This is a genomic window from Pedobacter humicola, from assembly GCF_056490705.1.
This window is the reverse complement of record NZ_JBWJIG010000002.1, coordinates 270,136-283,937: the sequence shown is the minus strand read 5'-3', so window position 1 is coordinate 283,937 and position 13,802 is coordinate 270,136. Positions and strand designations below refer to the sequence as shown.

10 protein-coding genes are annotated in these 13,802 nt (G+C 44.8%); 5 read left to right on the top strand and 5 right to left on the bottom strand.

All coding sequences use genetic code 11. From position 1 onward, the window contains the following. Positions 1-39: 39 nt before the first annotated feature. Positions 40-939 (top strand): SDR family oxidoreductase, encoded by a 900-nt coding sequence (locus AC04Q1_RS04810; protein ID WP_478362335.1) that lies wholly within the window; start codon positions 40-42, stop codon positions 937-939. 347 nt (positions 940-1,286) lie between these two features. On the opposite strand, the gene AC04Q1_RS04805 is transcribed toward AC04Q1_RS04810, so the two are convergent. Then, positions 1,287-2,771, bottom strand: coding sequence for an alpha-amylase (locus AC04Q1_RS04805; protein ID WP_478362333.1), 1,485 nt, complete (start codon positions 2,769-2,771; stop codon positions 1,287-1,289). 375 nt (positions 2,772-3,146) lie between these two features. Here AC04Q1_RS04805 and AC04Q1_RS04800 point away from each other — a divergent pair, with 375 nt between their 5' ends. Next, on the top strand, positions 3,147-3,380 hold the full coding sequence (locus tag AC04Q1_RS04800) for a hypothetical protein (RefSeq protein WP_478362331.1): 234 nt from the start codon (positions 3,147-3,149) through the stop codon (positions 3,378-3,380). 439 nt (positions 3,381-3,819) lie between these two features. Here the strand turns inward: AC04Q1_RS04800 and AC04Q1_RS04795 are convergent, their stop codons facing one another. Beyond that, positions 3,820-4,674, bottom strand: coding sequence for a nucleotidyl transferase AbiEii/AbiGii toxin family protein (locus tag AC04Q1_RS04795; protein ID WP_478362329.1), 855 nt, complete (start codon positions 4,672-4,674; stop codon positions 3,820-3,822). Next, positions 4,671-5,309 carry a type IV toxin-antitoxin system AbiEi family antitoxin domain-containing protein gene (locus AC04Q1_RS04790; RefSeq protein WP_478362327.1) on the bottom strand — a complete coding sequence of 213 codons (639 nt, stop codon included), beginning with the start codon at positions 5,307-5,309 and terminating at the stop codon, positions 4,671-4,673. The genes AC04Q1_RS04795 and AC04Q1_RS04790 overlap by 4 nt, the downstream gene beginning before the upstream one ends. 832 nt (positions 5,310-6,141) lie before the next feature. Between AC04Q1_RS04790 and AC04Q1_RS04785 the strand changes: the two genes are divergently transcribed. From AC04Q1_RS04785 to AC04Q1_RS04775, 3 genes are read left to right on the top strand one after another with little or no spacing between them, the layout of a single operon-like run. Continuing rightward, entirely contained in the window at positions 6,142-6,879 is a 738-nt protein-coding gene (locus AC04Q1_RS04785; protein WP_478362325.1) for an ImuA family protein, read from the top strand. 5 nt (positions 6,880-6,884) lie between these two features. Continuing rightward, the gene (locus tag AC04Q1_RS04780) at positions 6,885-8,393 is read left to right on the top strand and encodes a Y-family DNA polymerase (protein WP_478362323.1); all 1,509 of its coding nucleotides are present in this window, start codon (positions 6,885-6,887) and stop codon (positions 8,391-8,393) included. Positions 8,394-8,405: 12 nt separating this feature from the next. Further along, positions 8,406-11,636, top strand: coding sequence for an error-prone DNA polymerase (locus AC04Q1_RS04775; RefSeq protein WP_478362321.1), 3,231 nt, complete (start codon positions 8,406-8,408; stop codon positions 11,634-11,636). Between the two features lie 260 nt (positions 11,637-11,896). On the opposite strand, the gene AC04Q1_RS04770 is transcribed toward AC04Q1_RS04775, so the two are convergent. Both AC04Q1_RS04770 and AC04Q1_RS04765 read right to left on the bottom strand, forming a co-directional pair. Next, on the bottom strand, positions 11,897-12,847 hold the full coding sequence (locus AC04Q1_RS04770; RefSeq protein ID WP_478362319.1) for a 3'-5' exonuclease: 951 nt from the start codon (positions 12,845-12,847) through the stop codon (positions 11,897-11,899). A gap of 48 nt (positions 12,848-12,895) precedes the next feature. Then, a complete protein-coding gene (locus AC04Q1_RS04765; protein WP_478362317.1) occupies positions 12,896-13,651 on the bottom strand; it encodes a UvrD-helicase domain-containing protein in 756 nt (251 codons plus the stop codon). Positions 13,652-13,802 lie beyond the last annotated feature (151 nt).

Sequence of the window (13,802 nt, the reverse complement as noted above, 5' to 3'; positions counted from 1 at the left end):
ATATGGTCTGGATTAAACCGGCCTAAAAATGAAAAACATATGCTTGAACAAAATCAAAAACCTTTAGAAAGTCCAACTAAGAAATATCCGAGACCACCATTCGCAAAACAGCCGCAGGAAGTACCCGGACTGGCCTCAAAAATGAATCCGATTCCCGATCATGGCGAAGAAAGCTACAAAGGGAGTGGGAGGTTGTTGGGGCGTAAAGCATTGATTACCGGTGGTGATTCCGGTATCGGACGCGCGGCCGCAATTGCTTATGCAAGGGAAGGCGCCGATGTGGTGATCAATTACCTTCCACAGGAACAGTCCGATGCTGATGAGGTGCTTGCATTAATCACTGCGGCAGGAAGAAAAGGATTCGGTATCCCTGGCGATATTACCATCGAATCATTTTGCGAATCGCTTGTGAAACAGGCGGAGGAAAAACTGGGCGGGATTGATATTCTGGTTAACAATGCCGGTCACCAGCAAGCGGTAGATTCGCTTTTGGATATCAGTACCACGGATTTTGATACCACGATGAAAACCAATGTATATGCGCCGTTCTGGATCACCAAAGCAGCTTTACCTATATTGCCTGAAGGGGCTGTGATTATCTCAACCAGCTCCGTCCAGGCTTACGACCCATCTGAAAACCTGTTTGATTATTCACAAACAAAAGCTGCAAATGTTGCTTTTGTAAAATCATTGGCCAAACAACTTGGGCCCAAAGGGATCAGGGTAAACGGGGTAGCACCGGGTCCGATATGGACACCCTTACAGACCAGCGGCGGGCAACCTCAGGAGGCTATTGTAAAGTTTGGAGAAGTGACACCTTTGGGCCGTCCCGGCCAGCCCGCAGAACTTGCATCCATTTATGTTCAGCTCGCGGATAATAATGCGAGTTACGCAACCGGACAGATTTATGGTTCGGCAGGTGGTAGTGGCCACCCCTAATCATTTAGAATTGAATTCTTATTAAAGCTTCTTCTGTCTGAAGAAGTTTTTTTATAGTCAAAATCGTTCAGGGCAATACAGACCGGTCTCTTGTTGCCCCGTTAGCCCCTCAGGTTTTCCAGTCGCAGGTCACCATAGATCCATCCAAAAAAGGAGGTTTCTTATTGTGGTACTGTCCCGGTAAAATCTGAGAGCATTCTCTTCATCGTTTCATATTTGAGCTGAGACGTTCAGGTATCCTTTTTAGGTTGTGGATTTTATATTTTTTGATTGGGCTGGAACAGAGTATTAGCGTGGAAATTATTTTGTGGCATATTTTAACGTTTCCTGCACTTTCCCCTCAATATTTAATCAGCTGTATAAGCGGATACCTTGCCTCCCCCGCAATGGAAGGTTCCCCAACCATCTTCATTGATGATCACTTCCCGGCTGATACCGCCCAACCTGTCGCGGAAGACTTTTCCGGCAAAATTTTTCCCCATCTCCATATCCTTAAATCCGGCCTCTCCATTGGACAACAGCACAGCGATTCCTGAACCGGGGCGGTCGGCATCCCCGTCAACAGTCCATCCGATGCAATTTGCGTGATCAAGGTAATCCCTCTGGTGCCCATAAAGATTGTTTTTTCTCAGTCCCAGCATCGTCTGGATTTCCGGAACAGGTTCCAGCGTAACCTCATGCTTTTCACCATCTCCACCTTCATCGCAATAGCTGGCACCATATAAGTCCGGGTAAAAAATACAGGGATATCCCGTTGCCCGGAGCAATATCATCGCATAGGCTAAGGGACGGAACCAGTGATCAACGGTTTGTTCGAGGGATTGCAAAGGCTGGGTATCATGGTTTTCTACCAATGTTACCGCCAGTTCGGGCCGGGCGCCTACCAGTGTTCCATCAAAGATTTTTGCCATATCGAAATCAGAGCCCTGTTTGGAAGCATTAGAGAAATTGCCCTGAAGGCAGGCATCAAAAAGGGACATTCTTCCTTCCGTAACTTCAATATATTTTAACATATCATCGAGTTTCCCGGGCGACCAATACTCACCGACGGTGAAGAGTTCCTTATCTGTTACCCCCCGCATATGATCCAACCATTCATTGAAAAAGCCAGCCGGCATATGTTTAATCGCATCAAGCCTAAATCCATCAAAGCCGACCGTTTCATGTAACCATTCTCCCCAGCGCTTTATTTCCTCTACCACGCTTGGGTTTCTAAAGTCGATATCGCAAAGCATGAGGTAATCATAATTGCCGTTTTCGGTCTCCAGGACATCCTGCCAACCTTCTCCGTATTGGTTCTGGATACTAAATATAGCAGATTCCTTTGAGCACTCATCGTAGTCTACTCCAGTGAAACACTGGAAATCCCACTGGAAGCCGGAATATTTCCCTGCCCTGCCCGGAAAAGTAAATTTCGTGTAAGCTTCAATTTCAATGGTGTCAGAGATGAACTCGTTGCGGTTTTCAGGGTTAACCTTTCTGGCGGGAATCTTTTCAGTTTCATCTCCTCCGCCCAGGTGGTTCAGCACGATGTCCATATAGACATGAAGCCCTGCTTCCTGGGCACTTTTTATTGCCTGGAGCAATTCTTGTTTTGTTCCATATTTGGTGGCTACACTTCCTTTTTGGTCAAACTCACCCAGATCGTAATGATCATATATATCGTAACCGGCGGAAGATTTTCCTTCCATGCCCTTATGTGCCGGTGGAAGCCAGAGTGTATCAATACCAAAGGTTTTCAACTCGCCCGCTTCGTTGATTATTTTTTTCCATAGGCTCCCGTCAGCTGGGTAGTACCATTGAAAATATTGCAGCATCGTAAAGTTTTCCATCAAGTTTTGTTGTGTAATGTAAAATCTAGCGATAGAACCATGGATAGGTAGGAATAGTTTAGCTTATTTAGTTGTAATGAATTATATGATGAATGAGTCATCGATGGCATAATAAGATATCTCTGAAGACTTCTAATACTTTTTAATTTGCCTTTGCTGTTTCCCAAAGCAATCTTTTAACATCCATTTGAGCAGTAAAGTTTATAATTAGCCACAACCTCCTGCTTTAACTTATTCAAATAACTACTTAGATTATCGTATTTATGGACATCCAATGGCCGAAACTTTGCGTTTATAAATCAAACGACGGTTAAAACCGGAACAGAAGAAGCTGAAAATCTATAACAGAGTAGGCAACATTTAAAACTTGAGCTTATGAAAATGCAAGAATTGAATTTAAACGAAATGAAAGAAATTAACGGTGGTGGAATTTTTGGTAACAATGATTCCGCAAATTCTGGTGGTTTGGGCGGTGCGCTTAATATTGGCAATCTGTTATCATTCTCCAGTTCATCACAAGACGGAGATGAATCCAGCAGTACCTCGTTCTCAATAGGTAACAATATTGGTGGCAGCCTTTCTGGCATCTTTGATAGCCTGAAATCATAAGACTAATTAGGTCTTGATCAATAAAGGGGACAACCAGTTGGATTGTTCCCCTTTATCTTTAATAGATTGCATTTGATTCTGGAGGCTATAATTAACCCATCTGCCCCGCGCGGGCCGGTATCCACTACTGTCCCTGTTGCGGAATAATAGGTATTTGAACTATCTGAAAAGTTGACGATTGCTTAAAACTTGAAACCCCTGGAATGACAGGATATAAGGTTAGTTGGTGTACCTAAAGGTAACCGTGTTGGTGCTTTTTATCCCGCTCATACCGCTCGAGTTATAAGAAACGTGTATTTTTTTCCGGCTTCCGGCTCATGAGCTTTATGAGGATAAACAAAGCCTGTTCAGCAATTCGGCTCTGGCCAATCTTTGGGGGAGCATTGATTGATCAACTGCTTGACAATGGGGTGATGATGATCGGAAGGGTCTTCCTTATCTATTGAAATTTTAATTTATCCACCAGATCATTAAAGTACTGTTCTCCCCAAATTTCAAGCACGGCATCATCTTTTATGAATGGTATAACATCTTCCTTTATATTGTCAAATGAAACAGCCTTAATTTTTCCGCGGAGTAAGCCTATGACATCATCCAAGCTTAGTTCTCCTTTACTCCAGTCACCGGTATCTTTTACTCTTAACTTAAAATGCTTTAAGTCAAGTGGTATCCCTTTTTTTATGTACCATTCCAGGTCATACCAATCCCTTCCCTTGACCCGGTTTTTCCACTTGCGGAATAGCAGGGCATGCATTTTTCCAGCAAAAAGACTGGGCTTGTCAAAACATTTTACATAAAAGGAAAAAGGACGTGTGAGCAGTTTCATTTCTGTTGTAAATCCCTGTGGTGGCTGGCGGTCCACTTCTATCTTAATTTTCATGGACCTGTTTGTAGATTTTATGCCGGCCTGCTTTACAATATCCTCCAGTATCAATTCTTTCCATTCGGTTTCAGATTTAAGGAAAGCTGAATCAATATTTGTTTTTTCTTTTTTCTCCTTTTCCCGGATGCTTACTTTCATACCTATGGATTCAAATTCTGCCACAATAGCATCGAAGTAAGGTTCAAGAGAAAAATCAGGATCTGCTTCCAGTAGCGAAAAATCCAGGTCTTCAGAAAATCGATCCAGTCCATAAAATATACGCAATGCTGTTCCACCATAAAAGGCTGCTTTTTCAAAGAAATTGGTTCTTGAAAGGCCTGCCAATGCAACTTCCTGCATAATTTCTCTTAAAGCTGAGAGTATATCTTCTGTGTTTTTAGGGGCATATTCCCCAATCCATTCTTTAATCATAATTTCTCAAGTGTTTTAACGAGCATTTTTAAACTCTCCTTTTTTGGTGCATCCTCAATCCAGGAGCGCAGCTCCCTAAGATTGAGCTTGCGAAGCCATTCTGGATCTATCCGCAGATCGTCCATTAAAAAACTACGTGTTTGAACTGGACTTCTTAAGACAAGTCCAGTGGTGGCAATTATTTTATCGCATAGTGCTTTTTCAGGTAGTGCTACAAGGGCAACCTGTCCTGGAGACAATTCTATACTTCTGATCCCAAAGCTGTAATATGGTGATGGCATAAACCGGTAGCTAAACCTGCCTTTTGGAGTTTTGAATTTTTTGGAGAGTTTCATTGTAATCGACTTAATTTCATAGACCCGCTCAGGAATTAAGCCCCAGTACGACATTGCTGATTCAAGCGATACATAACTCGGCCCCCATAAATGATTTGCGATCAGGAAAGTTTCGGGACCGGTCAAATCTGTTTTTAAGCCAGGAATATAAAGCCCTTTCTTTAATGGGATCAGCTCACCGCTCTTTATCAGCTCACTGATCTTGTCATTCGGCCTTTTATAATCTTTGAGCATATCCAGAATGACCTGTCTGGTGAGAGGGGCATCATTGTACTGTCTGACTAAATATTTAAAGTCCATGTTGTCAAATTATTCTGCTAAAATCGGATTATTTCCGATTTAAAGCAAATTTTTTAACATAATTTTATGTCTCTGTGTGAATTGATAATCGGAAATAATCCGATTATTGTGATATTATTTCGCATGATGGTATATGTTTAATTGGCGTATTGGTTACTCAGCCTATACTCTGCAATTATTACCTGTCGAATTTCCTTTGATAACTATTTATCCAAAATATTATGTTCTGACCTGGAAAATAGTGTTTCTATCATTATTTTTTCAGATGCCAGCCAAGTATTCGTTATTTCAGTTTCATTTGACTTTTTATGAAGTATAAATGCGTATTTCACTAAATCTGTACAGTCCGTTTCGCTCCAGGCTGTACGCGAATTTGGCTGCCGGATTTTTTGCTAAGTACCGTCCTGAATTTACTTGTCGTTTTTGAATTATAATACTAGAATACGTTTACATTTTCCAGGTGGTAATACTGGAATAAGTTTACATCTCATTAGACTAAATATGCATTATATGTAAATAACCGTTGCCCTATCATGGAAGCTTTATTTCTGATCTATAACCTAAAAATATTGATTTAGGGGATGCAGAAATGGCTTATGGAAAGAATGTTTTCAGATCAAAATGCCTTAGTAAATAGATCTTGCAGGGCTTCTTTAAAGGGACAACCTGCCAGGGCCAGATTGCCTGACCTTTCTTCACTAACCCCGCGGATCAACTTATCCACCAAAAACACAATCTTTTCCACATTTCATTTTTTGCTAACAATTTTAGCTTTATGTTTGTTGTGTATTTTCGTAATACTAAAATTAATAGCATTAGAATTATTTTAATTATGGATGGTAAAAGGGAGTTGTTTCAAAAATTGCAACAGGATATCCTGTTGATGCAGGGATTTAAGCCTGTGTCCTCAGTAAAGGCCGAAAGCATAGGTCTTGGCGAAATCGAAAATTCTTTTCCTGGCGGTGTGTTCCCCAAGAAAGCCATCCATGAATTTATTACTATACTTCCAGAGCATGCTGCGGCAAGTGACGGTTTTATCGCTGGCCTTGTTGCGGTGCTGATGAAAAATGGTGCGGCATGCGTTTGGGTAAGTACCTCCCGCAGATTGTTCCCAGCGTCGCTTAGCCTTTTCAACGTGGAGCCCGAGCGCATCATATTTATGGATGTGCAGAGTGAAAAGGATGTGCTCTGGATTACTGAAGAAGCACTTAAGTGCGAAGGGCTCGCTGCGGTGGTAGCGGAGTTAAATACTGTTAGTCTCATCGAATCGCGCAGGTTGCAACTTGCCGTGGAATCCAGTGGAGTTACGGGATTCATCCTTCGAAAGGATGGAAATAAAACCGCTAGTACGGTAGCTACCGCGAGATGGAAGATCAGCCCGTTGCCAAGCGAAAATGAAGACGGCATGCCCGGACTGGGTTTCCCCCGCTGGCAGGTTGAGCTGCTGAAGGTGCGCAATGGAAATCCTGGAAGTTTTGTACTGGAATGGGCAGGCGAAAAATTTAAAGAAATCAAGAAAGCTGAAAAGCAAACGGTTTGGCCTGATCTGGGGGCCAGGCAAATTGTATAGATATCATGCAAAGGCGTTTTGTTTCCATATGGTTCCGCCAGCTACTGGCTGACTGGCAGATAATCCGCAGGCCTGAGCTTTCTGGCGTGCCCTTTGTTTTTGCTGCGCCCGATCATGGTCGAATGATGATCACTGGGGTTAGTTCTTTAGCATTTAGTTTCGGTGTTGAGGTCGGAATGCGCGCTGCCGATGCAAAGGCGATATGCCCTGGGCTTGAGGTGCTTGATGATAAGGCAGATCGTCCACGAAAGCTGTTGCGAGGCCTAGGCGAATGGTGCGTGCGCTATTCCCCCATAGTTGCCATCGATGAGTTCGGAATGGATGGGCTGCTGCTCGATGTTTCTGGTTGCACTCACCTTTGGGGCGGAGAGCGGGGATATCTAAAAGAAATAGTTTCTAGGCTAAAAAGCAAGGGATATACCGTGAGATTGGCGATTGCCGATACGCCGGGCGCTGCCTGGGCGGTTTCACATTACGGAAAAATTACGCCATTGATCCGTGCGGGCGGACAGGTGGATGCACTGCTAAATCTTTCCCCAGAGGCGCTTAGACTGGAAGAGCCGACACTTGCAAAGCTTAAAAAACTGGGTTTTTCCCAGATCAAGAGTTTTATTGGAATGCCGCGGTCGGTTTTGCGGCGCCGCTTTGGTGAGGGTTTTTTATTGAGGTTGGCGCAGGCCATCGGAACAGAGAACGAGGTGCTTGTGCCTTTGCAGGTGGCCGTTTTATTTAGCGAAAGGCTAGCCTGCCTGGAACCCATAAAAACCAAGGTCGGAATTGAAATCGCCATCAATAAAATGCTCGAAAGTTTATGTAAGCGGATGCAGGCCGAGGGAAAAGGACTGCGAACGGGAGTGCTAACGGGCTACCGCATCGATGGAAAAGTGGTACAGGTAGTAATCGGAACCAGTGGGGCTACGCATTGCGCCAGCCATCTATTCAAGCTTTTTCAGCTTAAAGTAGATCAGATCCGCCCAGCGCTTGGCATCGAACTTTTTGTCCTCGATGCCCCAAAGGTGGATGATGTAGAAATGCCACAGGAAGAAATGTGGTCATCTCGCCCGGGTCTTAATGACCAGAGCGTAATACGGCTACTGGACCGGGTAGCTGGAAAGGTTGGCCAGCAGGTCATCCACCGTTACCTGCCTGTGGCGAGGTACTGGCCTGAACGTACGGTTCTGAATGCTAGCTCGGTAACAGAAAAACCTTTATCCGCTTGGCGCATAGATAAACCACGGCCAACAGAGCTACTCAACATCCCTGCGCCTATAGAGGTGATGGCTATTATTCCGGATCACCCGCCTAAGTTTTTCATCTACAGGGGAGTCCGGCATCTGGTGGCCAAAGCAGATGGCCCGGAGCGCATCGAGCGCGAGTGGTGGCTCGATCAGGGAGAGCACAGGGATTATTACCAGGTGGAGGATGAACAGGGAGGCCGTTATTGGCTTTTTCGTTCAGGACATTACGATGGAGAACAAAAGTACAAGTGGTTTATTCATGGATTTTTTCCATAAAAGGGGCAAATTATGGCTTACAGCGAATTACAGGTAACTTCGAATTTTAGCTTCCTGCGGGGCGCTTCCCATGCCCATGAGCTGGTAGACCAGGCAGAAACCTTTGGGTATAAAAAAATTGCGATTACAGATAGGAATACCCTTGCCGGCATTGTGCGTGCGCATGCGGCATGCAGAGAAAAAAACGTCAAACTGATCCCAGCCTGTAGGCTGGATCTACTGGACGGACCTAGTCTGCTTGCCTATCCGACAGACCGGGAGGCGTATGGCAGGCTGTCTGCACTGCTTACACTGGGCAATATGCGAGCGGAAAAAGGTTCCTGCCATATTTCACGGACCGATGTTTATGAGTACAGCAAGGGAATAATCTTTACAGTAGTGATGCCTGGAGAACTGAACCGCAGGTTCGAATACGAACCCAGTTTTATCAATGCGGTTGCCCAGTACCAACAGGCATTAAGAGGTCAATTGTATCTGGCGGCAACGAGGTCCTATATGGGAAATGATGATAAGCTTATTTTCCGTACTTCCCAGCTTGCCGAGTTTTACGGAATACCTGTAGTGGCTACTGGCGATGTACATTACCATGATACATCCCGCAGGGAGTTACAGGATGTGCTTACATGTGTCAGAGAAAAATGCACAATTCAGGAGGCAGGTTTTCGGTTGCACCAAAATGCGGAACGATATATGAAAGAGGTTGCCGAGATGGACAGGTTGTTTAGAAAATATCCCGATGCAATCAAAAATACAATGGTGATTGCCGAGGCATGTAATTTTTCGCTTGATGAATTAAAGTATGTTTATCCACAGGAGATCAATCAAAGCGGACGCAGTCCAATGGAAGAACTGGAATTCCTAACCTGGAAAGGGGCGCATGAATTTTATGGGGAAGTGATCCCTGAAAAAGTGATCAGGATGATCCACCATGAGATGGCCTTTGTTAAACAGATGGACTATGCGAATTATTTTCTTTTTGTAGAGGATATCGTGCGGGAGGGAAGGTCAAGGGGGATCCTTTGTCAGGGGCGCGGTTCTGCGGCGAATTCTGCCATCTGCTTTGTGCTGGGAATTACCTCCGTTAATCCGATGAAATTTGACCTGCTGTTTGAACGCTTTATTTCTCCGGCCAGAAACGAGCCGCCGGATATCGATGTGGATTTTGAGCATGAACGGAGAGAGGAAATCATCCAGTATATCTATAATAAATACGGCCGTGACCGGGCGGCAATCGTGGCTACTGTTACCCAGCAGCACCAGAAAGGCGCTATCCGTGATGTGGGTAAAGCAATGGGACTTTCAGTGGATACGATCAACCGGTTGTCAAATTCCATTTGGGAGTTCACCGATGAGTGGTTCGAGAGCAAAAGGGTGACCGAACAGGGCTTAAACCCAAACGACCCGCATCTTAGAAAGACACTCGAGCTTACCTCACAGATGATGGGCTTTCCCCGCCAGCTTGGCCAGCATACGGGGGGATTTGTAGTGACGCAAGGCAAGCTTACAGACCTGTGCCCAATTTTAAATGCCCGGATGGAGAACCGCACGAATATCGAGTGGAACAAAGATGATATCGATGCGCTTGGATTTTTAAAGGTAGATGTGCTGGCATTGGGCATGCTTACCTGCATACGGAAAGCTTTTGATCTGTGCAGAAATCATTACGGCAAACAGTTTACCTTGGCAAACATCCCCCAGGATGATCCCGATGTGTATGATATGATCTGCTTGGCTGATACGCTAGGCGTATTCCAGATCGAGAGCCGTGCTCAGATGTCGATGTTGCCAAGACTGAAGCCAAGGGAATTTTACGACCTGGTAATCGAGGTTGCAATCGTTCGGCCCGGACCTATCCAGGGAGATATGGTGCATCCCTATTTGCGCAGGCGAAATGGGGAAGAACCTGTGGTCTATCCTTCTCCGGAACTGGAGGAGATTTTGGGAAGAACCTTGGGCGTACCGCTGTTCCAGGAACAAGCGATGAAGATCGCAATCGTTGCGGCAGGGTTCACGCCAGCCGAGGCTGATGGATTGCGCCGTAGCATGGCAACTTTTAAGTTCAAGGGATTGGTCAATCAGTATGAGCAGAAGCTAATTGACGGAATGCTGGCAAAAGGCTATACGCTTGAGTTCGCAAAACGTATATTTAAACAATTGGAGGGTTTCGGAAGCTATGGATTTCCTGAATCCCATGCGGCAAGCTTTGCGCTGTTGGTATATGTTTCCTGTTGGCTAAAGCATTATTATCCGGATGCTTTCGCTGCGGCATTGCTTAACAGTATGCCAATGGGATTTTACCAGCCGGCACAAATCGTTATTGACGCACAGAAACATACCGTTGAGGTGCGTGAGGTCGATGTCAATCATTCGCTGTGGGATAATAAACTCGAAGAAAAATCGGGCAAATATTTTGCGCTGCGTTTGGGATTTCGGCAGATCAGCGGCATTCGGGCAGATGAAATCGAAATTTTGGTAAATGGACGTGCCGAGGGATATATAAGCATAACTGCTCTTCGTGATGTGGGAGTATCTATAGCCACACTGGAAAGATTGGCCGATGCAGATGCTTTTCGTTCTATGGGATTGGATCGGCGCAAGGCATTATGGGAAGTTTCGGCCTTGCAGGATATACCGGTTGAACTATTCAAGGGACAGGCATCTGAGAGCGTGCTTGAAACACAGGTCGAGCTGCCACTTATGGGAAGGGGAGAGCATGTGGTCCAGGATTATGCAACGGTCGGACTTTCGCTGAAGGCACATCCGGTGAGTTTCTTGAGGCCGCAACTGGATATGCTCAATATCCGCAGTTGCTATCATATCAACAATGATTCCACTGATGGGCAATTGGTGAAAATTGCCGGGCTGGTGCTGGTTAGACAACGCCCCGGAACTGCTGGCGGTGTTTGTTTTATAACCATTGAAGATGAAAGCGGGTATTCTAATCTGGTGGTATTTGAAAAGCTGTTTGAAACCTATCGCAAAGAAATATTGCACGCTAGGCTGCTTATGGTGGAAGGCCGTTTGCAGCGCGAGGGTCAGGTGGTACATGTGATCGTGAGCAAGTGTTTTGATTTTACAAAGATGCTGGGCAAGCTAGTTCAGCGTGAGGTTGATGAGCTGCCGATATTGACCTTGGCCCGTGGGGATGAGAAAACGGCTCCTTATCCTTCTCAAAATAAACGAGCTCAGGTGCGCGAAGAAGCGCCGAAGAAGGCATTTTATGGCGGTAGGAATTTTAAATAAACCAATTGAGGATTATAATGATCTTACGCTACACAACTTCTGGGATTCGGTAATTTTAATTAGCCCTGCAGCACTTCCTTTTATCTGTTTGTATTGGGTTCAAAAATGAAACTGGCAGGTGAATCTGAATAACATGCTCTTTTTAAAAACAGTCATGGGCAAATTCAAAAGGTATAGGAAGTGACCGCTTTATTGATGTTGTTGGACCGCGTATTTTAAGCTATGTTAACGTCACTTAAGAATGCCGCGATAACTTATAATCAAAAATATAGATCTTCGAGTCCTAATTTTTTGATTCTCATACTGATTGCTGTTCTCGAGCGGCCAAAATGCAGGGAGAGGTCACTGGGGCCGTAACCGTCAGCATACATGATGGTGAGCTCATTGTCCAGCTCCACTGTCCAGGATTGATTTGCTGCTGGCGTGTTTCTCTCACGGCTGTTTGATTTTGTTTCAGTATGCTTTTTCTGATGACCCGTGGGTAGGTTGGGCGGCTGCTTAGGTGCCGCTATAAGGTATATCTTAGGAGAGACCGGGAAGTGTTTTGGGACCAGTGTCTCGGGTATATACAGACCGTTTTTGGCCCTTGTAATGGCGACGTACAGTAGGTTGATTTCTTCGTTCATCCTGTTAAATTGCCCGGCCTGAGCGTTTCTGTCGTCCCTTAGCCTTCTGATTTTTTCCTCTGTTACGAAATCATCTGCTAAAAGCACCGCGTCATATTCCATTCCCTTGCAGCGGTGAACGGTGGAAAAAACAATTTCAGCCTTTGCTTTTTCATCCTGGTGCACATGTTTTTCTTTGATGGCTTTGATCATGCCGGGAATGCTGTTGCCGTACAGGCGCACCAGTTCTATCATCATCGATAACCCTGCGTCCGCGGTCTGCTCAATATATGCTTCCAGATCCTCCATATCACGCATTGATCTGATGACAGGATCCCTGATCTGCTCATGGTTTGCGTTATATAAGCTCAAAATATCATATAGTGAAGCGCCATCATCGGCATAGGTGTAGGAGTTTATGTTCCCCTCGAAATAGATATGTTTGATGTTTTTTCGCTCGGTCACATATTCAATGGCTTTAACCAGCAGGCCAAGGTTTGTCCGTGCGATCACCGCGTTGGTTTTGATCTTTGTTTCCCTGCCTTTGCCCAGTATAGTCATGGGGCGTTGGGGCTCCAACAGGTTTTTCAGTCTGAGGGTTTCCATGGCAAGGTTTGCGATGTCCTGTCCAAAGCGGAAACTGACCGAAAGGTGCTAAGTTTTGAAGTTTGCTTTTTCCAGGGAGTTTACGGCGTAACGCCAGCCATAAATCTGTTGATGGGTGTCTCCCACAATGACTTTGGTTGCCTTCTGTTTTAAAAAGATATCGAGCATTGCGGGGGAGGCATCCTGAGCTTCATCAAAAAGGATGTAATCAAAGCCCAGCTGTGGCTGTTGGAGCTGGAATTTTTTTAAATAAAAATCATGTGTGATTTCGATTTCTCCTTTATCCATTTTTCCAAGGAAGACCCTGGTCTGGTTGATGATGTAATCATAAGCGTTACTAACGAAAGTTTTAGCCTCATCATCCTCTAAGAGATTTATATAATCTAAATTTTGAACCTTCCATAGATCACTGTTACAGAAATACGAGCTGAGTTTAAGGATGTGGTTGGCAATGAGAAGTTGGCTATGCTTTTCACCTGTACCCTGTAATTTGAGAATACTGATGATTTCATCTGTAGTATAATCCCTGTTTTTTACCTGGTATCTGCTTCTCCATACCACCTGGCGAAAGGCGAGGGAATGGGCCGTTTCTACAGTTACGTTCTGTAATCCCTTGTCCCTGAATTTATTTGCTGCTTCAGTTTTTACGGCTTTGTTAAAAGCCAGGTACAGAATCCCGCTGCCCGATGGTCTGGTTGCTGCATATTCAATGATGGTGGTTGTTTTTCCTGAACCTGCTACAGCGTTTATTTTTATATTACCCTCAGAGTTTATAATATCTTTCTGCTGCTTAGTCAATTCCATCTCTCAAGGATAATTTCTACTTAACTTTGTTTGTAGTGCAAGGATACACATTTTAGGGCATTTATCATGCCTTTTCCAACTGGTTAGCTCATGTAGAACAGTTCAGGTGCTGTCCATCAACCCAGGAAAGTGCTGCGCCCGAGATAGGTCA

What these genes read in the sequence shown, in the direction of transcription:
- AC04Q1_RS04765 (WP_478362317.1), bottom strand. Translation starts at nt 13,651, where the DNA reads ATGGAATTGACTAAGCAGCAGAAAGATATTATAAACTCTGAGGGTAAT.
- AC04Q1_RS04805 (WP_478362333.1), bottom strand. Translation starts at nt 2,771, where the DNA reads ATGGAAAACTTTACGATGCTGCAATATTTTCAATGGTACTACCCAGCT.
- AC04Q1_RS04785 (WP_478362325.1), top strand. Translation starts at nt 6,142, where the DNA reads ATGGATGGTAAAAGGGAGTTGTTTCAAAAATTGCAACAGGATATCCTG.
- AC04Q1_RS04800 (WP_478362331.1), top strand. Translation starts at nt 3,147, where the DNA reads ATGAAAATGCAAGAATTGAATTTAAACGAAATGAAAGAAATTAACGGT.
- AC04Q1_RS04810 (WP_478362335.1), top strand. Translation starts at nt 40, where the DNA reads ATGCTTGAACAAAATCAAAAACCTTTAGAAAGTCCAACTAAGAAATAT.
- AC04Q1_RS04790 (WP_478362327.1), bottom strand. Translation starts at nt 5,309, where the DNA reads ATGGACTTTAAATATTTAGTCAGACAGTACAATGATGCCCCTCTCACC.
- AC04Q1_RS04795 (WP_478362329.1), bottom strand. Translation starts at nt 4,674, where the DNA reads ATGATTAAAGAATGGATTGGGGAATATGCCCCTAAAAACACAGAAGAT.
- AC04Q1_RS04770 (WP_478362319.1), bottom strand. Translation starts at nt 12,847, where the DNA reads ATGGAAACCCTCAGACTGAAAAACCTGTTGGAGCCCCAACGCCCCATG.
- AC04Q1_RS04780 (WP_478362323.1), top strand. Translation starts at nt 6,885, where the DNA reads ATGCAAAGGCGTTTTGTTTCCATATGGTTCCGCCAGCTACTGGCTGAC.
- AC04Q1_RS04775 (WP_478362321.1), top strand. Translation starts at nt 8,406, where the DNA reads ATGGCTTACAGCGAATTACAGGTAACTTCGAATTTTAGCTTCCTGCGG.